The sequence below is a fragment of the Asanoa sp. NPDC050611 genome, from assembly GCF_040654855.1.
Classification (GTDB): Bacteria; Actinomycetota; Actinomycetes; order Mycobacteriales; family Micromonosporaceae; genus Asanoa.
In genome coordinates, this window is record NZ_JBFAIU010000123.1 from 1 (window position 1) to 19,953 (window position 19,953).

The 19,953-nt window shown below is 72.5% G+C and carries 19 protein-coding genes; 11 read left to right on the top strand and 8 right to left on the bottom strand.

Features of this window, described 5'->3' with window-relative positions; genetic code table 11:
• Positions 1 to 67: 67 nt before the first annotated feature.
• The 3 genes from AB0H87_RS19995 to AB0H87_RS20005 form a co-directional block, all read right to left on the bottom strand.
• A complete protein-coding gene (locus AB0H87_RS19995; RefSeq protein WP_360147353.1) occupies positions 68 to 1,945 on the bottom strand; it encodes a hypothetical protein in 1,878 nt (625 codons plus the stop codon).
• Between the two features lie 83 nt (positions 1,946 to 2,028).
• Entirely contained in the window at positions 2,029 to 3,927 is a 1,899-nt protein-coding gene (locus AB0H87_RS20000) for a hypothetical protein (RefSeq protein WP_360147356.1), read from the bottom strand.
• 85 nt (positions 3,928 to 4,012) lie between these two features.
• Positions 4,013 to 5,050 (bottom strand): Gfo/Idh/MocA family oxidoreductase, encoded by a 1,038-nt coding sequence (locus tag AB0H87_RS20005; protein WP_360147359.1) that lies wholly within the window; start codon positions 5,048 to 5,050, stop codon positions 4,013 to 4,015.
• A 167-nt stretch (positions 5,051 to 5,217) separates the two neighbouring features.
• Here AB0H87_RS20005 and AB0H87_RS20010 point away from each other — a divergent pair, with 167 nt between their 5' ends.
• From AB0H87_RS20010 to AB0H87_RS20020, 3 genes are all read left to right on the top strand, one after another.
• Positions 5,218 to 6,498: an extracellular solute-binding protein gene (locus AB0H87_RS20010; protein WP_360147362.1), complete on the top strand. Its 1,281-nt coding sequence runs from the start codon at positions 5,218 to 5,220 to the stop codon at positions 6,496 to 6,498.
• Positions 6,499 to 6,565: 67 nt separating this feature from the next.
• Positions 6,566 to 7,444, top strand: a complete 879-nt coding sequence (locus AB0H87_RS20015) for a sugar ABC transporter permease (protein ID WP_360147365.1) — start codon at positions 6,566 to 6,568, stop codon at positions 7,442 to 7,444.
• An 11-nt stretch (positions 7,445 to 7,455) separates the two neighbouring features.
• Positions 7,456 to 8,340 carry a carbohydrate ABC transporter permease gene (locus tag AB0H87_RS20020; protein WP_360147368.1) on the top strand — a complete coding sequence of 295 codons (885 nt, stop codon included), beginning with the start codon at positions 7,456 to 7,458 and terminating at the stop codon, positions 8,338 to 8,340.
• A gap of 8 nt (positions 8,341 to 8,348) precedes the next feature.
• Here AB0H87_RS20020 and AB0H87_RS20025 read toward each other — a convergent pair whose 3' ends face one another.
• Entirely contained in the window at positions 8,349 to 9,119 is a 771-nt protein-coding gene (locus tag AB0H87_RS20025; protein ID WP_360147371.1) for a GntR family transcriptional regulator, read from the bottom strand.
• A gap of 124 nt (positions 9,120 to 9,243) precedes the next feature.
• Here AB0H87_RS20025 and AB0H87_RS20030 point away from each other — a divergent pair, with 124 nt between their 5' ends.
• The 5 genes from AB0H87_RS20030 (at position 9,244) to AB0H87_RS20050 (ending at position 14,998) form a co-directional block, all read left to right on the top strand.
• Positions 9,244 to 11,124, top strand: coding sequence for a primary-amine oxidase (locus tag AB0H87_RS20030; RefSeq protein WP_360147374.1), 1,881 nt, complete (start codon positions 9,244 to 9,246; stop codon positions 11,122 to 11,124).
• 22 nt (positions 11,125 to 11,146) lie between these two features.
• Positions 11,147 to 12,163 (top strand): SIS domain-containing protein, encoded by a 1,017-nt coding sequence (locus AB0H87_RS20035; protein WP_360147377.1) that lies wholly within the window; start codon positions 11,147 to 11,149, stop codon positions 12,161 to 12,163.
• A complete protein-coding gene (locus AB0H87_RS20040; RefSeq protein WP_360147380.1) occupies positions 12,160 to 13,047 on the top strand; it encodes a BadF/BadG/BcrA/BcrD ATPase family protein in 888 nt (295 codons plus the stop codon). The genes AB0H87_RS20035 and AB0H87_RS20040 overlap by 4 nt, the downstream gene beginning before the upstream one ends.
• A 9-nt stretch (positions 13,048 to 13,056) precedes the next feature.
• Entirely contained in the window at positions 13,057 to 14,451 is a 1,395-nt protein-coding gene (locus AB0H87_RS20045) for an aldehyde dehydrogenase family protein (protein WP_360147383.1), read from the top strand.
• Between the two features lie 166 nt (positions 14,452 to 14,617).
• Positions 14,618 to 14,998 (top strand): hypothetical protein, encoded by a 381-nt coding sequence (locus AB0H87_RS20050; protein ID WP_360147386.1) that lies wholly within the window; start codon positions 14,618 to 14,620, stop codon positions 14,996 to 14,998.
• Here the strand turns inward: AB0H87_RS20050 and AB0H87_RS20055 are convergent.
• Positions 14,979 to 15,443 (bottom strand): hypothetical protein, encoded by a 465-nt coding sequence (locus AB0H87_RS20055; protein WP_360147389.1) that lies wholly within the window; start codon positions 15,441 to 15,443, stop codon positions 14,979 to 14,981. The genes AB0H87_RS20050 and AB0H87_RS20055 overlap by 20 nt on opposite strands.
• A gap of 90 nt (positions 15,444 to 15,533) precedes the next feature.
• Between AB0H87_RS20055 and AB0H87_RS20060 the strand changes: the two genes are divergently transcribed.
• From AB0H87_RS20060 to ligD, 3 genes are read left to right on the top strand one after another with little or no spacing between them, the layout of a single operon-like run.
• Positions 15,534 to 16,100, top strand: a complete 567-nt coding sequence (locus tag AB0H87_RS20060; RefSeq protein WP_360147392.1) for a TetR/AcrR family transcriptional regulator — start codon at positions 15,534 to 15,536, stop codon at positions 16,098 to 16,100.
• A 22-nt stretch (positions 16,101 to 16,122) separates the two neighbouring features.
• Positions 16,123 to 16,284 carry a hypothetical protein gene (locus tag AB0H87_RS20065; protein ID WP_360147395.1) on the top strand — a complete coding sequence of 54 codons (162 nt, stop codon included), beginning with the start codon at positions 16,123 to 16,125 and terminating at the stop codon, positions 16,282 to 16,284.
• Entirely contained in the window at positions 16,281 to 17,699 is a 1,419-nt protein-coding gene (gene ligD, locus AB0H87_RS20070) for a non-homologous end-joining DNA ligase (protein ID WP_360147398.1), read from the top strand. Before AB0H87_RS20065 ends, ligD begins: the two co-directional genes overlap by 4 nt.
• A gap of 3 nt (positions 17,700 to 17,702) precedes the next feature.
• Here the strand turns inward: ligD and AB0H87_RS20075 are convergent, their stop codons facing one another.
• The 3 genes from AB0H87_RS20075 to AB0H87_RS20085 all read right to left on the bottom strand — a co-directional run.
• On the bottom strand, positions 17,703 to 18,323 hold the full coding sequence (locus AB0H87_RS20075; protein ID WP_360147401.1) for a class F sortase: 621 nt from the start codon (positions 18,321 to 18,323) through the stop codon (positions 17,703 to 17,705).
• Positions 18,316 to 19,566, bottom strand: coding sequence for a hypothetical protein (locus tag AB0H87_RS20080; RefSeq protein WP_360147404.1), 1,251 nt, complete (start codon positions 19,564 to 19,566; stop codon positions 18,316 to 18,318). Before AB0H87_RS20080 ends, AB0H87_RS20075 begins: the two co-directional genes overlap by 8 nt.
• Before the next feature lie 16 nt (positions 19,567 to 19,582).
• On the bottom strand, positions 19,583 to 19,953 hold a 371-nt coding region (locus AB0H87_RS20085), incomplete at its 5' end, for a hypothetical protein (protein ID WP_360147407.1).

A 19,953-nucleotide genomic window follows, 5' to 3' on the forward strand; every position in this document is an offset into this window, starting at 1 on the left:
AGATCATCGGGCAGGCCGACGGGACGCTGACCCCGATCGCGCTGGCCCGCAAGCTCGGCCGCGCCGGCTACGCGGTGCTGACCGAGACCCGGCGGCCGAGGCGGGTCTTCTTGACCCAGCGGAGCCGGGCCACCAGTCGCGGGTCTGGTCGCCAGCCGGCGGCCGGCTGGGGCCGGGGCGCGGTGACGGCGGCGTAGGTCGCCGAGGTTCGTGGCCGGGTCGTGCCGGGTTCGAGCTGCTCCGAGGCCACGGCCAGGTAGGTGAACTGCTGCAACGTGCGCCTGTCCGGCTCGCCGCCGTGGGCGGCCTTGGCCAGGGCGTGCACGACCCTGTCCCGGCGGACCAGCTCCGTGATCGGGCCGTGTGCGGTGTCGAGCAGGTCGGCGATCACCTCGATGCCGTCGCCGTGCCACAGGCGCGTGGCGGTCGACCCGCCGGTCCCGACGCTGACGAACGGGATGTCCGACCATTCGGGTACGAGCCGTCGGATCAGACCGGTGTGCATCGTCCGGTCGCGTTTCTGCGCGGCGGTCAGGGCGAAGGTGGCGGCGACGAACCCCGGTGACACGAACGGCGTGACCATTCCGGTCGTATAAGCGGACGTGTACCAGCGGCGCACGCGTTCGACGAGATAGATGTAGTCGATCAGGTGCAGGTCGTGCAGCCCGAGGTCCTTGGCGTGTTCGACCAGGGCGGTGACCCGGCGGCGCTCGGCGCTCTGGGCGGCCGGCGCGGCCACGGCCGGAGGCACCGCACCCAGCAGCCGCGACACCGCCACTTGGTCCGGGGCCACGTCACTCGCGGCCGGCGGATACCAGTAGCCCGTGGCGAGCTCGCCCGCCGCGCCGGTGAACGTGGCGGCGCGGGGGCGGTCCGGCAGGCGCTCCCGCTGGGCCGGGCGCGCCGTGTACGAGGACGGGAACTGGTAGTCGTACTGCCGCTGCAGCCGCCGGGTCCGCTCGGCCAGACCCACCGTCAGGACGTTGGCCGGTGCGCCGACCTGATGGAACGTGTGCTCCGGCGCCAGACCGCGCTTCTCGCGCAGCAGCTGGACGAGCTGCCGGGCGACCTCTCCCTCGGCCCGGGTGTCCTCGTTGGTCGCGAACCGGGGGAGCCGGCCGGCGGCCACCAGCGACGCCGCCAGCAGCCGGGAGTCCTTGCCGCCGGACAGGCCCAGGACGATCTGGTCGTCGTACAGCTCGTGGATGCTGGCGGCGGTCCGCTTCACGGCCTCCGCGGCGGCGTCCAGCGACTCCCGCACCGGGCGCTGCCGCGCCGCGAACCCGGCCGCGACCACGTCGTCGACCGCGGGCCGCGGTTCGGAGCTGACGCGCCAGCCCCCACCGGCACCACGCCGCCGGGCGGTCACCCGCTCACCCGGTCGCAGCTGCCGGGCGCCCCGGAATGGCGAGAACTCGCCGCCGAAGTGCCCGCAGACCGTGAACGAGGCCCAGCCGTCGAGATCGGGCTCGGCCGCACCGTGCAGGAACGCGGCCAGCAGGCTGGGCCGGGTGCACATCGCGGTGACGCCGTCGGCCGAGCCGGTGAACAGCCGGCACATGCCGAGCCAGTCCTGCTGGACGGTGACGCGTCGTCCGGTCTCGATCGCGATCAGCCCGAACGGCGGCACCACGTCGGTGTGCCAGTCTTCGCCGGCCAGCAGCCGGCGGGCGAGCGCGACCGGCCCGCCCGTGGCGTCCAGGCCGACCGGCAGGCCGAGTGACACGGCAATGAGCGGGCCCTCGGCGGCGACCGTCGGCCACCGGTAGGCCCCTTGATCGGCGCAGTGCAGGACCGTCACGCCCCAGTCACCGTCGCCGAACTCGTGGCTTACATAGCTTTCGGGCACGACGGCCGACGCCCCGGTCGTGAACCGTTCGTGTCGAGCGGCCATGGTCTCGGCGGAAAGGGGCCGCTCGCTCAGCCAGATCAGCGAAACAAACACGCTGTCACCCCCGGTTGAATAGACGCCCGGCAATCTAGCAGCAATGATGTCCCGGCGACTGCCCCGAAGGGTGGCTCAGCGGTTCACGACCGTGGTCGGCGCACCCTGTTGCGGACCGTCGCCCAGATTCGGTTGCCGAGGCGGGTCTTCTTGACCCAGCGGAGCCGCGCGACCAGCCGCGGATGCGGTCGCCAGCCGGCGGGCTGCTGGGGCCGCGGTGCGGTGACCGCGGCGTAGGTCGCCGAGGTGCGTGGCCGGGTGGTGCCTGGTTCGAGCTGCTCCGAGGCCACGGCCAGATAGGTGAACTGCTGCAGGGTGCGGGCGTCGGGCTGGCCGCCGCCGGCCGCCTTCGTGAGTGCGGTCAGCACGGCGTCGCGCCGGATCAGCTCGGTGAGCGGGCCGTGTGCGGTGTCGAGCAGGTCGGCCATCACCTCGATGCCGTCGCCCTGCCACACGCGGGTGGCGGTGGACGCGCCGGTCGAGACGCTGACGAACGGGACCTCGGACCACTCGGGCACGAGTCGCGCAATCAGTCCCTTGTGGAGCACCTGAGCGCGTTTCTGTGCGGACGCCAGGGCGAACGACGCCGCCACGAAGCCGGGGGACAGGAACGGTGTGACCAGGCCGATCGCGTACGCCGAGGTCGCCTTGCGGCGGGCGCGCTCGACCAGGTAGCAGTAGTCGATCAGGTGTAGGCCGTGCAGCCCGACCTCCTCGGCGTGCGCGACGAGGGCGGTGACCCGCCGCCGCTCGGCCGCGTCGGCCTCGGGCGCCACGCCGCGCGCCAGCGCGCTCACCAGCCGGGTCAGCACGACCTCCGGCACCGGCACGTCGCTGGTTTCCGGCGGGTACCAGGCCCCGGTGGCCAGTTCGCCGGCCGCCCCGGTGAAGTTGGCGCCGTGCGGTCGCTCCGGCAGCCGCCCAGGACGGGCGGGCCGCACCAGGTAGGTGGAGGGGAACTGGTAGTCGTACTGCCGCTGCAACCGGCGGGTGCGTTCGCCCAGGCCCACGCCCAGCACGTCGGCCGGCGCGCCGGCGGCCTGGATCCGGTGCTCGGGATCGACGCCACGCTTGTCGCGCAGGAGTTGCACGAGCCGGCCGGCGGTCTGGCCCTCGGCCAGGGTGTCGTCGTTGGTCACCAGGCGGGGCAGCCGGCCGGCGGCGATCAGGGTCGCGGCGAGGAGCCGCGAGTCCTTGCCACCGGACAGGCCGAGGACGATCTGGCTGTCGTAGAGATCGTGCAGGCTGGTGGCACTGCTCGTGAGTGCCTCCGCGGCCGCGTCGAAGGTCTCCGCCAGTGGCCGCTGCCGCGCCGCGAACCCGGCCAGGACGACGTCGTCGATGCTGTGCCCCCGCGCGGAGGTGACCTCCCAACCGCCGGCGGTCAGCGGCCGGGCGGTCGCCCGCTCACCCGGGCGCAGCATGCGGGTGCCGCGCACCGGCGAGAGATCGCCGCCGAACTGCCCGGAGGCGACGTACGCCGCCCAACCGTCGAGATCGGGCTCGACCGTCCCATGTAGAAACGCGGCCAGTGGGCTGGGTCGGGTGCAGAACGCCGTGATGCCGTCGGCCTCGCCCGTGAACAGCCGGCACATGCCGAGCCAGTCCTGCGCGATGTCGACCCGCTGCCCGCCCCCGCCCGCCGCGGTCTCGATGCCGATCAGGCCGAACGGCGGTATCACGTCACGGTGCGGGTCCTCCCCGGCCAGCAACCGGCGGGCCAGCGCGATCGGCCCGCCGGTCAGGTCGAGCCCGACCGGCAGGCCGAGGGACACCGCGGTGAGCGGGCCTTCGGTGGCGACCACCGGCCAGCGGAACGCGCCCTGGTCGACCGGGTGCAGCACCGTCACACCCCAGTCGGGACCGCCCAGCTCCAGCCGCTCGTAGCTGTCCGGCACGATCGCCGAACTGGCCGCGGCGAAACGCTCGCGGCGCGCGGCGACCGCGTCGGCGTGCAACGGCCGCTCACTGAACCAAGCCAACGCTAGAAACACGCCTGTTACCCCCGTGTAATAGACGGACGGCAACGTAGCAGGATTCGGTCGGCCGCGATGTCCCGTCGCGCCGTTACGGCAATTCGACCGTCTCCCAACGCCCGGAGGCCATGGAGCGGTAGCAGGCGTCCACAACGGTGTTCACGACCAGTCCATCGTGGAAGGTCTCCAAGGGAGGCTCACCCGCCGCGAACCGCTCGACGAAATGCCGCATCTCCTGGGAGAAGCCGTACGCGCGGGTCTCCTCCGGCACCGGGTAGACCCACCCGGTGTCCGCGTCGGCCTTCTCCACGAGGTAGCCCACCGGCTTGGTGATGAAGCCCCAGACCGGCGTCGACGCGGTGTCCGTGACGAGCCGCCCGGCGCTGCCGACGATCTCGTGCCGCAGTTGCATGCCGCCCTGCTCCACCCACGAGCTCTCGATCGAGGCGACCTGCCCGCCGGCGAACTTCAACAGCGCGATCGAGTTGTCCTCGCCCGTGGTCTTGTCGCCGTGTGCGAGCGTCGCGCCCCAGGCGAACACCTCGACGATCGGGTTGTCCCGCCCGAAGAAGTGCCGGGCCGACTCGATGGTGTGGCAGCCCATGTCGAGCAGCGCGCCGCCGCCGGCGGTCTCCGCGTCCCAGAAGTGCGGGGCGTGCGGCCCGGAGTGGCCCTCGCGGGCGCGCATCCACAGCACCTCGCCGATGCCGCCGGCCGCGACGATCTCGTACGCCTTGGCGAGGTTGGGGGAGAACACGGCGCTCTCCGCGTAGCCGTGCCAGACGCCGGCCGCGGTGACCACCTCGAGGATCTCGGCCGCCTCTTTGCCCGTGCGGGCCAGCGGCTTGGTGCAGATGACGCCCTTGCCGGCCGCCGCGACGAGCTTGACGGCCTCGAGGTGCACCTCGTTGGGCAGCGCGATGACGACCAGGTCCACCGCCGGATCCGCGCACAGCGCCGCCATGGTGTGGTGTGGTCTCGTGTCCCGCCCCGCCTTCGCGGCGAACGCCGCCGCCCGCGAAGCCGAGCGGGAGTAGTGCGCCACGAGCCGTGCGTCCCGGACGTCGTCGAGCGCTTCGGCGTAGGTCTCGCCGATGAACCCGGACCCGAGCAGGCCGACCCCGATCATGGATCCTCCAAGGCAACAAGTGGTACGCAGTGGATCCGCACCCTAGCATCAACACAAACCAAAGCTGTACCTCTTGTTACCACTGGGTCTACCTGTATATGCTCCCGCATCAGGCGCCGGCAGCCGGGGGGAGCCGCGCGGTGGCAACGATGACGAGAGGCAACTCCATGCGTGCATTACGTGCGTCCGTTGCGCTGGTCGCGGCGGCGGCAGTCGTCCTGACCTCGGCCTGTTCGCCGTCGGCGAGCGGCGGTGACGCCAGCCAGGTCGTGCTGACCCTCGGCAGCTGGCGCACCGAGGACCTGGCGATCTGGCAGGACGAGATCCTGCCCGCGTTCGAGAAGACGCACCCGACGATCAAGGTGAAGTTCAGCCCGACTAATACCAATGAATACAACGCGGCGATCCAGTCGCAGGTGGACGGCGGCACCGGCCCGGACCTGATCACCTGCCGGCCGTACGACGTGAACCGGTCCTGGATCAAGAAGGGCTACTTCGAGCCGTTGACGGGCAAGCCCGCGGTGAGCGGCTTCGACCAGCTCGCCCTGGACCCGTGGGCCGGCGACGACGGCAACCCCTACTGCGTGCCGACCGCCGCCGTGCTGGCCGGCTTCTTCTACAACAAGGACATCTTCACCGAGCTCAACCTGAAGGTGCCGACCACGCAGGACGAGTTCCTCGGCGTGCTCAAGGCGATCAAGGACAACGGCAAGTACACACCGCTCGCGCTCGGCTCGGCGGAGTCCTGGCAGCTCGCCTACAACGGGCTCTACAGCATCGGCCCCGCGTACTGGAAGGGCGAGGACGGCCGGCAGGGGTTGATCAAGGGCACCAAGAAGGTGACCGACCCGGACTTCGTGGCCGCGTTCAGCGCGTTCGACGCCTGGAAGCCGTACCTGCCGAAGGGTTCCGAGAGCCTGAAGTACGCCGACATGACCCAGCTGTTCGCGCTCGGCAAGGCCGCGATCCTGCCCGACGGTTCCTGGGACATCAACCAGGTCGCGGTCGGCAACCTCAACGTCGGAGTGTTCGGGCCGCCGACGGCGACCGCGGGCGGTGAGCGCTACCTCCAGGAGATGCCGGACATGGCGATCGGCATCAACAAGGCCAGCAAGCACAAGGCCGAGGCGGAGACGTTCCTGCAGTGGACGACGACGCCGGAGTTCCAGTCGCTCTACATGAACAAGCTGCCCGGGTTCTTCGCCATGGGCAAGGAGCCGGTCACCTACACCAACCAGCTCGCCCAGGACTTCGCCAACCTCAAGCAGGGCGCGAAGCTCACGCCCCGGCTCGGTCTCGACCGGCTCAGCGCCGGCACGCCGCCGTTCGACGACGAGGTCTGGCGCGTGCTGCAGCTCATGTACACGAAGAACCTCAGCCCGCAGGAGGCCACGGCCGAACTACAGAAGGGCCTTTCTTCCTGGTACGCGCCGCAGCAGCAGAAGTAGGCGGCAGAGGGAGGGGATGTGCCCGGACGCCGGGCACATCCCCACGACCACGAAAGGAAGACCGGCCGTGCGAAGGGCGCAGTACCGCTACTTTCTCGCGTTCACCCTGCCCGCGCTCGCGGTGTACGTGGCGTTCGCGGCCCTGCCGCTGCTCAACTCCATGTACTACAGCCTGTTCGACACGGACGGCGCGGTCGCCCGGTTCGTCGGCCTGGACAACTACGTCTACCTGTTCACCAACCCGACGACGAGCGAGCGGTTCTGGAACGCGCTGGTCAACAACCTCGAGTTCTTCGCGATCCACCTGGTCGTCGAGGTGCCGGTCGGCCTGTTGCTGGCGGCGCTGCTGACCTCCGGGCGGCTGCGCCGGTCGACCGGCCTCTACCGCACGCTGCTGTTCATCCCGACCACGCTGTCGGTGGTCATCGTCGGCTTCATCTGGCGGCTCATCATCAACCCGCTCTGGGGCCTGGTCGACTATCCACTGCTCGGCAACGAGAACACCGCGCTGCCCACGATCTCGCTGATGTCGGTGTGGCAGTACGTCGGCATTCCGATGATCTTCCTGTACGCCGCGCTGCTGGCCGTGCCGGGCGACGTGCTGGAGGCGGCGCGGGTCGAGGGCGCCGGCGGCTGGACGACCTTCTGGCGGATCAAGTTCCCGCTCATCGCACCGCAGTTCGGGCTGATCGCGATCCTCACGTACATCTGGACGTTCAACGGTTTCGACCTGGTCTTCGCGCTCAACGGCTCGGCGCCCGGTCCGAACTACAGCACGGACATCCTCGGCACGCTCTTCTACCGCACGTTCTTCGGATCGAGCGGCCAGCTCGCCGACCTCGACCTGGGCGCGACCGTGGCCAGCGTCATCTTCCTGATCATCCTCATCATCACCGGCGCGTACTTCGGTCTGTTGCACCGCCGGCTGAAGTCCTACGAGCTGTGAGTGGTGGGCCTGTGAGCGCTGGAATGACGATGACGGCCGCGACGACGGCGGCCCGCGCGCGCCGGGCGCGGCGGTCCGACCGCGCCGGCACGCTGGTCGTGCACGGCCTGCTGATCGTGTTCGCCCTGCTGGCGATCGCGCCGATCCTGCTCGTGGTGGTCAACTCGTTCAAGACCACGCCGGCGATCTTCGAGCACCCGTTCGCGCTGCCCAACGCGGACACGTTCAGCACCGGCGGGTACGAGCGGGTGTTCCAGCGCGGGCACTTCGTCGACAACTACCGCAACAGCCTGATCGTCACGCTGTCCAGCACCGTGCTGACGCTGGTGCTCGCGACGCTGGCGGCGTTCGCCCTGACGGAATACCGGGTGCGGTTCGCGCCGCTGGTCGGCGGGTTCTTCGTGGCCGGCATCATGCTGCCGATCCGGCTGGGCACGGTGCCGATCCTCAAGACGATGATCGCGTGGGGCCTGATGGACACCCTTACGGCGCTGGTCCTGGTCTACACCGCGATGAGCCTGCCGCTCGGCGTGGCGCTGCTGATGACCTACTTCCGCTCGGTGCCGCACGAGCTGAAGGAGGCCGCCCGGATCGACGGCGCCGGCGAGCTGCGCACGCTCTCGGTCACCCTGCCCGTCGTGCGGCCGGGGCTGGCCGCGGTCGCCTCGGTGACGATGCTGCCGATCTGGAACGACCTGTGGTTCCCGCTGATCCTCGCGCCGAGCCAGGAGAACCAGACGGTCACGCTCGGCGTGCAGCAGTTCGTCGGGCAGTTCCTCAACGACTACCCGGCGCTGCTCGGCGCGCTGACGCTCGGCGCCGTGCCGCTCGTGGTGCTGTTCGTGGTCTTCTCGCGGCAGTTCATCCAGGGCCTGAGCCAGGGCATCGGCAAGTGACGCCGGGTTCAGCGCAGGCCCCACGACGGCCGGCTCGGCGCGCTGCGCAGGAAGTAGGTCCGCAGCCGGTAGCGGTCGCCGCGGTAGCGCACCACCGAGGAGAACAGCGGCCGGTCGGTCGGGCTGAACACCAGCTGGCGCATCACCAGCACCGGCTTGCCGACCTCGAGCAGCAGGTGCTCGGCCAGGTAGTCGTCGGCCTCCCGCGCCTCGACCGTGGCGTCGGCCTTGACCGGATCGAGGTTCGCCGCGACGAGGTGGTCGTAGAGCGAACCCGTGCGGAAGTCCGCCTCCGCGATGCCCGGCACGAACTCGGCCGGGACCTGGGTGAGGTCGAGCGCGATCGGCACCTCGTTGAGCAGCCGGACCCGTTCGAGCACGAACAGCGGCGTGCCCGGCGCGATCGACAGGTGCTCGGCCTGGTCGAGGTCGGCCGGGACCACCTCCTGCCGCAGCACCGTGGAGCTGGGCGCGAGGCCCATCCGGCCGGCGGTCTCGGTGAACGACTCGAGGCTGTTGGGCCACTCGCGGGCGGTGACGCTGGCCGAGACGTACCAGCCGCGGCCGTGCGACGAGCTCAGCGCGCCCTCCTCGACCAGCGTCGTGAGCGCCTTGCGCAGCGTGACGCGGCTGATGCCCAGGCGCTCGCACAGCTCGCGCTCCGGCGGGAGCCGGCTGCCCGGCTTCAGCGCACCCGTACTGATCTGCTCCTTGATCAGGTTGACGGCCTGGATCCAGAGCGGCTCGGGGTGGTCGGCGCTGATCGACGTGTCAGTCACCGTCGCATCATCGCGGAAAATCATGGTTTGTGCAAACCACAGAAGACCAGCTTTACCAGAGGTGCTTAATTGGTATTGTGTGGTAGTCATTAGGTATCGCGATGGTCCTGGGGAGGAAACCGCTGTGGTCGAACTGTCGAGCGTGCTCGCGCCGCTGCGAGCCGAGGAGATCTCGGCCGCGCGCGAGCTTCTTGTCCGCGGTGGTCTGCTGACGGACAGCACGCACGTCGCGTACCTGGGGCTGGTCGAGCCGGACAAGCGGCTCGAGCTCCCGCCGCGCCGCTTCCGCGCGCTGCTGGTCGACATGGCCGACGGCGCGTCGCACGACGTCGTGGTCTGCCCCGCCGAGGACCGGGTGGTCTCGTCGACCCGGATCGAGCCCGCCGTCGACGGCCAGGTGCCGGTCGTGCTGCTCGAGTTCGCGATGGTCGAGGAGATCGTCCACCAGGACCCGCGCTGGCTCGCCGCCATGGAGCGCCGGGGCCTGTCGGACCTGTCGGTGCTGCGGATCCAGCCGTTGTCGGCCGGCGCCGCGATGACCGAGGCGGAGCGCGGCCGCCGCCTGCAGCGCTGCTTCACCTTCCTGCAGAAGAGCCCGCAGGACCTGCCGTGGGCCCACCCCGTCGACGGCGTCGTCGCGTACGTCGACGTGATCGCCCGTCAGGTCGTCGAGGTCGTCGACGCGGCGCTGCTGGCCGTGCCGCAGGAGGACGGCAACTTCCACCTGCCCGACTTCACCGGGCCGGCGCGTGACGGGTTCCGGCCGATCGAGATCACCCAGCCGCACGGCCCGAGCTTCACGATCGGCGCGGACAACGTGCTCGAGTGGCTCGGCTGGAAGCTCCAGGTCTGCTTCGACTCGCGCGAGGGCCTGGTGCTGCGGAACATCTCGATCGCGGATCGGCCGGTGCTCTACCGGGCGTCGATCGCCGAGATGGTCGTCCCCTACGCCGACCCGAGCCCGCAGCGCTGGTTCCAGACGTTCTTCGACGGCGGCGAGTACCTGCTCGGCAACTTCGCCAACTCGCTGGAGCTCGGCTGTGACTGCGTCGGCGACATCACCTACCTCGACGTGGTGGTCGCCGACAACGCCGGGCAGCCGCGGACGATCCCGCAGGCGATCTGCGTCCACGAAGAGGACGCCGGCGTGCTGTGGAAGCACACGAGCAGCTTCACCGGGTCCAGCGACGTGCGTCGCAACCGCCGGCTCGTGGTCTCGTTCTTCGTCACGGTCGGCAACTACGACTACGGCTTCTACTGGTACTTCTACCTCGACGGCACGATCGAGCTGGAAGTCAAGGCCACCGGCGTCGTGTTCACGTCGGGCCACCCGGGCGGCGACTACGCGTACGCCACCGAGGTCGCGCCGGCCCTCGGCGCGCCGCACCACCAGCACCTGTTCAGCGCCCGCCTCGACGTCGCGGTGGACGGGCCGGACAACTACGTCGAGGAGGTCGACGCGGTCGCGGTGCCGCGCGGGCCGGCCAACCCGACGGGCACCGGCATCACGCAGCAGGTGACACGGCTGCGCAAGGAGAGCGACGCGCCCCGGCTCGCCGACGGCGGGCGCGGCCGGGTCTGGCGGATCGGCAACCCCGCGGTCCAGAACAGGCTCGGGCGCGACGTGGCGTACGTGCTGCACCCGCAGGGCCAGCCCGCGCTGCTCGCCGACGCGTCGTCGGACCTCTACCGCCGCGCGACGTTCGCCACCGGGCACCTCTGGGTCACCGCGTACGACCCGGCCGAGCAGTATCCCGCCGGTGACCTGGTCAACCAGCACCCCGGTGGCGCCGGCATGCCCGCCTGGGTCAAGGCCGACCGGGCCGTCGACGGCACCGACATCGTCGTCTGGCACACGTTCGGGCTCACGCACTTCCCGCGGCCCGAGGACTGGCCCGTCATGCCGGTCGACACCACCGGGTTCGTCCTCAAGCCGGCCGGCTTCTTCGGCCGCAACCCGACCCTCGACGTGCCCGCCAGCGGCACCGACCACTGCCACGCCTGAACAACGACGTACGGAGAACATGATGTCTACGCCGGAGGGTCACATCACCTTCGCCGCGGCCCGCGCGCAGCAGCACGACGTGTTGTCGGCCGCCATCCAGCGGCTGAGCGCCGAGGTCACCGCCAGGCAGGCCGACGGTTGGTTCCGCGGCCCGGGCCCGGTCTTCGTCGCCATCGGCGCGAGCCTGGCGGCGGCCTGCGCGCCGACCTGGACCCTGCGCGGGCGCGGGATCCACTCGTGGCGGCTGTCCGCCGGCGACCACCCGCTGCCGTTTCCGGCGAGCCGCCACCCGCTGGTCGCGGTCTCGCAGAGCGGCCGCAGCTCCGAGACGCTCGCGGTGCTGTCGTCGGTGGACGACCGGCTGCGCTACGCCGTGACCAATGTGGACCCGTCGCCGATCGCCGCCGTCGCGTCGCACCACCTCGGCCTGGGCGACCTGCCGGACAGCTACGCCTCGACGATCGGCTACACCGCCACCGTGGCGGGTCTGGGCATGATCGCGGAAGCCTGGGACGGCGGAACGCTCGACGCGGGCTGGGCGCTCCTGCCGGACCTGCTGCGGGGGCTGGAGGCGGCGCTCGCCGAGCGGGCCGACGAGCTGGCCGCCACCTTCGCCGGCGCGCGGGCCGCGGACTTCGTCGGCGCCGGCCCGTCGGCCGGCTCCGCGGAGGCCGGCGCCCTGCTCTTCCGCGAGGTGGTGCGGCTGCCGGGCACCGGGATGAGCACCCGGCAGTACCTGCACGGCGCGATGGAGTCGGCCGGCGGCACGGCCCACGTGCTGTTCGGTGACGAGCGCGAGACCGCGGTGGCCCGCACGCTTTCCGGCGCCGGGCACCCGGTGATCCTGGTGACCGCACAGGACGTGCCGGCCGCGCCCTTCCTGCAGGTCGTGCGGCTGCCGGCCGTGCCGCCCAACCAGCGGGCGATCCTCGAAGCGGTGGTGCTGCAGGTGCTGGTCGCCCGAACCGCGGCGTCCGCCGGCATCGACATCGAGGAGTTCGTGTTCCACAACGACGACACGAAGGTGCCGGCGCTGTGACCGAACCCGTGGTGGTGGGCCTGGACATCGGCGGCACGAAGACCCACGTCCGGGTCGAGACACTGGCCGGTGAGCCGGTGGCGGAGGCGGTCGAGCCCAGCGGGGACTGGGCCGCCGCGCCGGTGGCCGCCGCGGCCGACTGGATCAGGGCCGCGGTCGGGCGGCACGCGGCGGCCGGTGTCGTGGCGATCGGTGCGGGCGCGCAGGGCTGCGACACCGAGGAGCACTGTCATGCGCTGGAGGCAGCGCTGCGGGCCGCCGCCGGTGTGCCGGCCACGGTCACCAACGACGCCGCGCTGCTCGTGCCGGCCGCCGGCCTCGCGCACGGGATCGGCGTGATCGCCGGCACCGGCTCGATCGCGGTCGCGGTCGGTCCCGACGGCGGGCTCGACTTCGCCGGCGGCTGGGGCTGGGTGATCGGCGACGAGGGCAGCGCACCGGCGCTCGTCCGCGAGGCGGTGCGGGCCGCGCTCACCCGCCACGACGCCGGCGGGTCGGCCGACGTACTGCTGCCGATGCTGATCGAGGCGTTCGGCGTCGACGGGCCGACCGGCCTGGCCCGCACCGTCAACGACAACACCGAGGCCGGACACTGGGCCGCCCGCGCGCCGGCCGTGTTCGCGGCGGCGGAAGCCGGGTCGGCGGACGCGCGCGCCGTGATCCGCGCCGGCGGCGCGAGCCTCGCCGGCCTCGTCGACGTCCTGCTCGGCAAGGGCGCGTCCGGTGACGTCGTCGCCGCGGGCGGCGTCATGACGAGCCAGCCGGCGCTGTACGCCGCGTTCCGCGACCGCGTGCCCGCCCACCTGAGCGTCCATCTCCTGGACGCACCGCCGGTCACGGGGGCGGTCGCCCTCGCCCGGCGCCACCTCGCCCCGCCATCCTGAGGAGCCGACATGTCCACCCTCATCGCCCTGGACAAAGCCTCCGGCGCGAGCCTCGGCACCGTGCCGGCCGCCACGCCGGCCGACGTCGACGCCGCGGTCGAACGCGCCGCCGCCGCGCAGCCCGCCTGGGCCGCGCTCACCTACAACGAGCGAGCCGCGGTGCTGCGCCGCGCCGCTCTTGAGCTCACCAACCGCGCCGCGACGCTGCGGGAACTGATCGTCCGCGAGACCGGGTCGATCCCGGGCAAGGCCGACTACGAGATCGGCGCCGCGAGCGGCGAGCTGCTTGAGGCCGCGGCCCTGGCCGCCCGCCCGATCGGCGAGGTGCGGCCGTCCAACCACGCCGGCCGGTTCAGCCTGGCCGAGCGGGTGCCGCTCGGCGTGGTCGCCGCGATCACGCCGTGGAACTTCCCACTCGTGCTCGGCATGCGGGTCATCGCGCCGGCCCTCGCGCTCGGCAACACCGTGGTGCTCAAGCCGTCCCCGGAGACCCCGCTGTCCGGCGGCGCCATGCTCGCCGACCTGTTCGCGGCGGCCGGCCTGCCCGCGGGCGTGTTCCAGGTCGTGCAGGGCGGTGCCGAGGTCGGTTCGCGACTCGTCGAACATCCAGCGACCGCGATGGTGCACTTCACGGGTTCGACCACCGTCGGCCGCTCGATCGCCGCGACGGCCGGGGGCCTGCTCAAGAAGGTGTCGCTGGAGCTGGGCGGCAACAACGCGCTGGTCGTGCTCGACGACGCCGACCTGGACCAGGCGGCGATGATCGGCGCGTGGTCGTCGTTCCACTACCAGGGCCAGACCTGCATCACCGCCGGCCGCCACGTGGTGCACGCCGCGGTCGCGGACGCGTACGTGGCCGCGCTGGCCGGCCGCGCCCAGGCCATCGAGGTCGGCGACCCGCACACCGGCGCCGTCGGCCTGGGCCCGATGATCAACGAGCGTCAGCACGCCCGCGCGGCCGAGCTGCTGGCATCGGCGGTGACCGCCGGCGCGACCGTGGTGACCGGTGGCCCGCAGGACCCGCCGTTCTTCCGGCCGACGGTCGTCACCGGGGTCACGCCGGAGATGCGGCTGTGGCGCGAGGAGATCTTCGCCCCGATCGCGCCGGTGCTCGTGGTCTCCGACGCGGAGGAGGCGGTGAAGGTCGTCAACGACACGGAGTACGGCCTGGTGAACTCGGTCCTCACCGCCGACCTGCGGCGCGGCCTTTCGGTGGCCCGGCGCCTGCGCGGCGGCATGGCACACGTCAACGACGCGACACCGCAGGACGAGGCGCTGGCCCCGTTCGGCGGCATCGGCCAGTCGGGCCTGGGCGGCCGCTCGGGCGGCGACGACAACCTGGACGAGTTCACCCAGCGCCGCTGGCTCACCACCACGGACCTGCCGGTGCATTACCCGTACTGACGGCGAGTCCGCCCGCCGGTAGGTTCACCGCCATTCCGGCCCACCTCGACGCCGCCCTCGACGGGCTCGCGGAGAACCCCGCGCTGCCCGGGGCGCTGGTGCGCCGGTTGATCCGCCGTCGCGGTGGGCGCTCGCGCTCAACCGCCACCTGCCCGACCGGGTCTTCGTGCGCCTGATCGGGCACCCGGACGCCGCGGTGCGAGCGGCGTTGGCGGCGGGACACCGCGCCGAACCGCGCGAGGCGTTCGCCCGCCTGCTCGACGATCCGGTCACCCGGGCCGGCGTGGTGCGCCACGTGCGGCTGACCGCCGAGCGGGCGGAGCGGCTGGCCGGCGACCCCGATCAGGACGTACGCGTGGAGGTGGCGGGACACCCGCGGCTGCCCGCGCACCTGCGGGACCGGCTCGGTGCGGACCCGAGCGCACGGGTGCGCGTCGCAGTCTTCGCGCGCCCCGACACGCCCGAGCCGCTGCGCCGGCAGATCGCCGGCTCGCCGTCGCTGCCGCCGGCGGAGATGGAGCGGATCCTCACCCGCGCGGGCCTCTGACCCGGACGGCGGCGGAGCGGAGGACGCCCGGGACCAGGTGGCGGTGCACGATGGACAGCGGTGGCCAGGCGACGTGGCCGATCGGCTGTGCGTAGTGCAGGAACGTCCACAGCGACACCTGGCCCCCGGTGGTCGCCACCACCATGTTCGCCCTCAGCCACCAGGACTCCGCCGCCAGGCGGATCCAGTCTTCGCGGCGTTCGTCGACCCGCCAGCCGGCCACCGTGTCCAGCGAGCGCTCCCGGTGCAGCCGCAGCGAGAGGATGCCGCGCCAGATCAGGAGTTCGCCGGCGCTGGGTGTGTCGCCGAACATCGCCCGCGCCCAGGCCTCCGGCGTCGCCTCGAGCGCCGTGGCCAGCGTGAAGCGGTCGGCGTAGTGGACGTGCGGCAGGGCGTGCAACGCGGCCGGGATGTGGCCGGTGCCCACGGCGCTGTCGATGGTCATTCCGCTGCCCTCCAATAGATGTATACGATGGCGTACAACACCAGGTTAACCGCTGTTATACGGTGGCGTATATGGAAGGTGGGCAGGATATTGGGTGCGATCCGCACCACGCGGGAGCAGTGGGTCGAGGCCGGGCTCGCGGCGCTGGCGGCCGGTGGGCCCGACGCCGTCCGGGTCGAGGCGCTGGCCAAGGCGCTCGGTGTCACGAAGGGCGGGTTCTACGGCTCCTTCGCCGACCGGGAGGCGCTGCTCGACGCGATGCTCGACACCTGGGAGCGGGAGAGCACCGACGAGGTGCTGGCCCGGGTCGAGCGCGAGGGTGGCGACCCGCGCACGAAGATCAAGCGGGCCGGCGTGCTCACCTTCTCCAGCGACCGCCTCCTGCCGATCGACCTCGCGGTCCGCGACTGGGGCCGGCGCGACCCCGCCGTCGCCGCGCGCCTGCGCCGGGTCGACAACCGCCGCATGGGGCTGCTGCGCGAGATGATCGGCACGTTCTGCGCCGACCCCGACGAGGTCGAGGCCCGCAGCCTGCTCGCCTTCTGCGTGGCCATCGGCGAGCACTTCCTCGCCGCGGACCACGGCGGGCGCACCCGCGCCCAGGTGCTCGCCCGCGCTGCCGAACTGCTCCTCGATCAGCAGCATCGAGACGCGTAAACTCTCCACTGTGGCAGATGGGATGACCGATCCCACGCTCGACGAGGTGCTGCGCGCGGCGGGGTTCGAGGTCACCGAGGCTGGTCGGCGGCGCTGGCGGGCCGAGCTGTCGCGGCCCATCCCCGCGGCCGCGCTCCAGGACGCCAAAGACCTGCTCGCCCGGGTTCGCGGTCGAGCCGCGTGAGCGACATCGCCGCCGTCTACGACGGGTCGGCACTGCTCGCGTACGCACACGGCCAGATCGCCGCCGCCGAGCTGATCTCCGAGATCAACGCCGAGGGCCGCCAGGTCGGTGTGCCGGCCGCCTGCCTGGCCACCGCGCTGGCCGCGCTCACCGACGACTGGGACGTCAAGCAGCTCATGGCCCTGCTGGGCACCCGGACCATGGTCGTCCTGCCGCTCGGCACGGAACAGCCCACGGAAGACGAGCTGCGGCAGGTCGGCGAGCTGACGCGGCTGGCCGGCGGCGATCTGGACGTCGGGCACGCGGTCGCGGCGGCGCTGACCCATCGGGCCTACTACGTCACCGCCAACCCGAAGGCCGCCGAGGTCGCGCTCCCGCCGACCTGGCCGGTGCTCGACCTGCGCCCGGTCCGGCTGGTCAGCGACCGGTTCGGCCTGGCGGTGGCGCCCACGGCCGAGCCGACGCCGCCCGAGACGCCCCCGCCGGACACCGAGATGCCCGCGCACGTCGAGCCCATGCTGGCCACCCCAGGCGAGCTGCCGACCGAGGGCGACTGGGGCTACGAGTTCAAATGGGACGGTGTCCGGGCGATCGCCCACGTCGACGGCGACCTGCGCCTGGTGGGCCGCAACCACACCGACCTCACGGCGACCTACCCGGAGCTGGACGCCCTGCGCGCGATGCTGGCCGGCCGCCGGGCGGTGCTCGACGGCGAGATCGTCGCGCTCGGCCGCAACGGGCTGCCCAGCTTCGCCGCACTCCAACAGCGGATCCGTGGCACCCCGGCGGGGCCGATCCGCTTCTACCTCTTCGACCTGCTCCACCTCGACGGCACCGACCTCACGGTCCTGCCGTACGCCGAGCGGCGGGACGCCCTGCAACGCCTCGACATCACCGGCGACCCGGTCGACACGCCGCCGTACTGGACGGGCGACGCCGGCCCCGCGCTGCTCGACGCCGCCCGGGAGCTGGGCCTGGAGGGCGTGATCGCGAAGCGGCTCACCTCGCCGTACCGGCCGGGGCGACGGTCGCCGACCTGGGTCAAGGTGCCGCTCACCAACGTCACCGAGGTGGTCGTCGCGGGCTTCAAGCCGGGCCGCCGGTCGATCGCATCGCTGCTGGTCGGCAAGTACGACGAGCAGGACCGGCTGGTCTACGTGGGCCAGGTCAGCACCGGGTTCACCGCCGACGCCCTGCGTGACCTGCGCGAGCGGTTCGAGGCGCTGCGCGGGCCGCGCGACCCGTTCGACGGCCCCGTGCCGCGCCAGCACGCCCGGCACGCCGAGTGGCTGCGCCCGGTGCTCGTCGCCGACGTCACGTTCCGGTCGTGGACACCGGACGCCAAGCTGCGCCAGCCGGCGTGGAAGGGGCTGCGCGTCGACCGGACCGCGGCCGAGGTGCGGCTGCCGAGCTGAGCGTCAGGCGGCGTCGGCATACACGATCACGTTGTCGCGGTAGTGCCCGACCGCGTGGTCGAACGTCCCGCCGCAGGTCACCAGCCGCAGCGACGGCTCGAGCGTCGGGGCGTAGACCAGGTCGGTCGGGAACCGGGACTTCGCCACCCGCACCTGGCCGGTCACCCGGAAGGCGACGCGGCTGCCGTCGGAGCGCTCGACGGAGACCTGCGTGCCCGCCCGCAGCGCGTGCAGGTCGTAGAACACGGCCGGCCCGACCCGGGAGTCGACATGGCCCAGGATGACCGCCGGTCCCGGCTGGCCCGGCCGGGCGCCCTCCCGGTACCAGCCGGCCACGTCCGGGTCGACCGGCACGGCCACGGTGCCGTCCGCGTTGCGGCCGAGCGGTGTCAGCGGCGTGTCGACGCCGATGTCCGGGATGCGGAGCCGGACCGGCGACGCGACCGCGGAATAGCTGCGTGCCGACCGAAACGAATCGACGGCCAGCGGACCCGCCGGACGGTCGGCGGCGGCGGAGCGGTCGGCGGCGGCGGGCGCTTCGCGCTGGCTCGCCGGGATTGTCCCGACCAGCGCCAGGAGCACCGCGACCAGCGCGAACCGGAGCACCCGGGCCGGTTCAGCCATGGTGGCCGGCCGTGCCGCCGTACCCCGTCTGCGATCCGCCCTTGGGCGCCCGGTCGCCCAGCGTCCCGGTGAACGCGCCCGCGAGCTGGCCGGCCACGTCGCCCATGTGCCCGTACGTCGAATAGGCGCTGTCCTGCGCCTGCTCGTACTGCTTCGCCGCGAACGAGTCGACCTGCGCCAGCAGCATCTGGTCGTGCATCACGAGGGTCCGGGCCAGGTCGGCCACGGGCAGCCGCCCGCCGGTCGCGCTGCTCAGGAACGCCGCGAACTGCTTCTCGAACCCGCCGAGCGCCTCGATCGCCGCTTCCCGCCGCGTCGCGTCGCCCGCCGCCACGCCACCGGTGTACGCCATCACCTGCTCGACGTGGTCCGCCCAGAGCGACTGGAACCGCTGCGCCGCCGCCGCGCCGAACAGCGTGTCCACGGCGCCGGCCAGGTCCCGCGTGTTGGCGTTGACGGCCTCGCCGGCGGCCGCGAAGTCCGGGCCGTTGGTCGCGCCCGCGCGGGTCGCGGCCACGACCAGCACCACGTGCTCGCCGAGCAGGCGGGTCAGCTGCGAGCGCAGCCGCCAGGCCGGGGCGCGCAGGGCCTTGACCGCGGCCGGCCCGATCAGCGCGTTCGCGATCGTCTCGCCCAGCTCGAACGTGTGCGCGTAGCCCTCGCGGTAGATCTGGTCGGCCCGGGCGTAGTCGCCGGCCGCGTACGCGTCGGCCTGCTGCATCAGGTGGTCGACGTGCAGGTACGCCGCGGCCGCGGCGGCGTCACGCGGCAGCCGTCCCTGCGACCCGGCGGCGAGGAAACCGGCGAGGTCACCCTCGAAGGTGGACAGTGCGGACCGGGCCGCGTCGCGGGCGCCGTTGTCCTCGTCGGCCACGCCGCGCGAGTAGTTGGCCAGCGCCGTGACGTGCGCCGTCCACAACAGCCGGAACTGCTCCGCCCGGTCGGCGCCCAGGAGCGCGCCCACGAGCTGGCGCATGACGTCGGTGTTCCGCCCGACGGCGTTCTCGGCCGCCCGGGCCAGCTCCTCGTCACCGCGGATCCGGCTGCGCATCATGTCGGCGGCCAGCACCGAGTGGTAGCCCAGGGCCGCCTGCAGCGCGACCGCGGCGTCCCCGGGTGTGGCCGGCGCGGCGACGGTCGGGAAGCGGCCGCCGCGGGCGACCGCGGCGTGCCCGGCGACCAGACCGGTCAGCACGACGACGAGGACGGCCAGCGTACGCCGGCACCAGGCTTGTCGACTCATGGGAACCCGTTCCGGTTCAGCCGTCCGGCGGACGGAAGCTTTCGGTGATGACGGTCAGCTTGGGCAGGTTGGCCTGCCACGCGTCGCGCGGTGTCCGCCACTGGATGAGATAGGTCGTGCCCCGCGCCGTGACGACCGTGTCCAGGCCACGCATCGGCCCGTCGGCGCCGTCGAACACGTAACCCCGGTCGACCCGCCGGTAGCCCGGCAGCCGGGCCGTCGCCCGCTCGGCGGCCGCGCTGTCGGCGCTGACCCGCAGCGTCCGGGGGTCGTCGGGCGCCCGGAAGAGCATGGCGTCCGACGTCTCGCGCAGCATCTCCCAACCGGCCGGGTACGCGATCTGGACCCCGTTCGGGTCGTACCACCACCGGAAACCCGCGGGGATGT

Excerpts from the sequence above, each read along its gene's own strand:
- AB0H87_RS20005 (WP_360147359.1), bottom strand. The coding sequence starts at position 5,050 with ATGATCGGGGTCGGCCTGCTCGGGTCCGGGTTCATCGGCGAGACCTAC.
- AB0H87_RS20010 (WP_360147362.1), top strand. The coding sequence starts at position 5,218 with ATGCGTGCATTACGTGCGTCCGTTGCGCTGGTCGCGGCGGCGGCAGTC.
- AB0H87_RS20035 (WP_360147377.1), top strand. The coding sequence starts at position 11,147 with ATGTCTACGCCGGAGGGTCACATCACCTTCGCCGCGGCCCGCGCGCAG.
- AB0H87_RS20045 (WP_360147383.1), top strand. The coding sequence starts at position 13,057 with ATGTCCACCCTCATCGCCCTGGACAAAGCCTCCGGCGCGAGCCTCGGC.
- AB0H87_RS20055 (WP_360147389.1), bottom strand. The coding sequence starts at position 15,443 with ATGACCATCGACAGCGCCGTGGGCACCGGCCACATCCCGGCCGCGTTG.
- AB0H87_RS20065 (WP_360147395.1), top strand. The coding sequence starts at position 16,123 with ATGACCGATCCCACGCTCGACGAGGTGCTGCGCGCGGCGGGGTTCGAG.
- AB0H87_RS20075 (WP_360147401.1), bottom strand. The coding sequence starts at position 18,323 with ATGGCTGAACCGGCCCGGGTGCTCCGGTTCGCGCTGGTCGCGGTGCTC.
- AB0H87_RS20080 (WP_360147404.1), bottom strand. The coding sequence starts at position 19,566 with ATGAGTCGACAAGCCTGGTGCCGGCGTACGCTGGCCGTCCTCGTCGTC.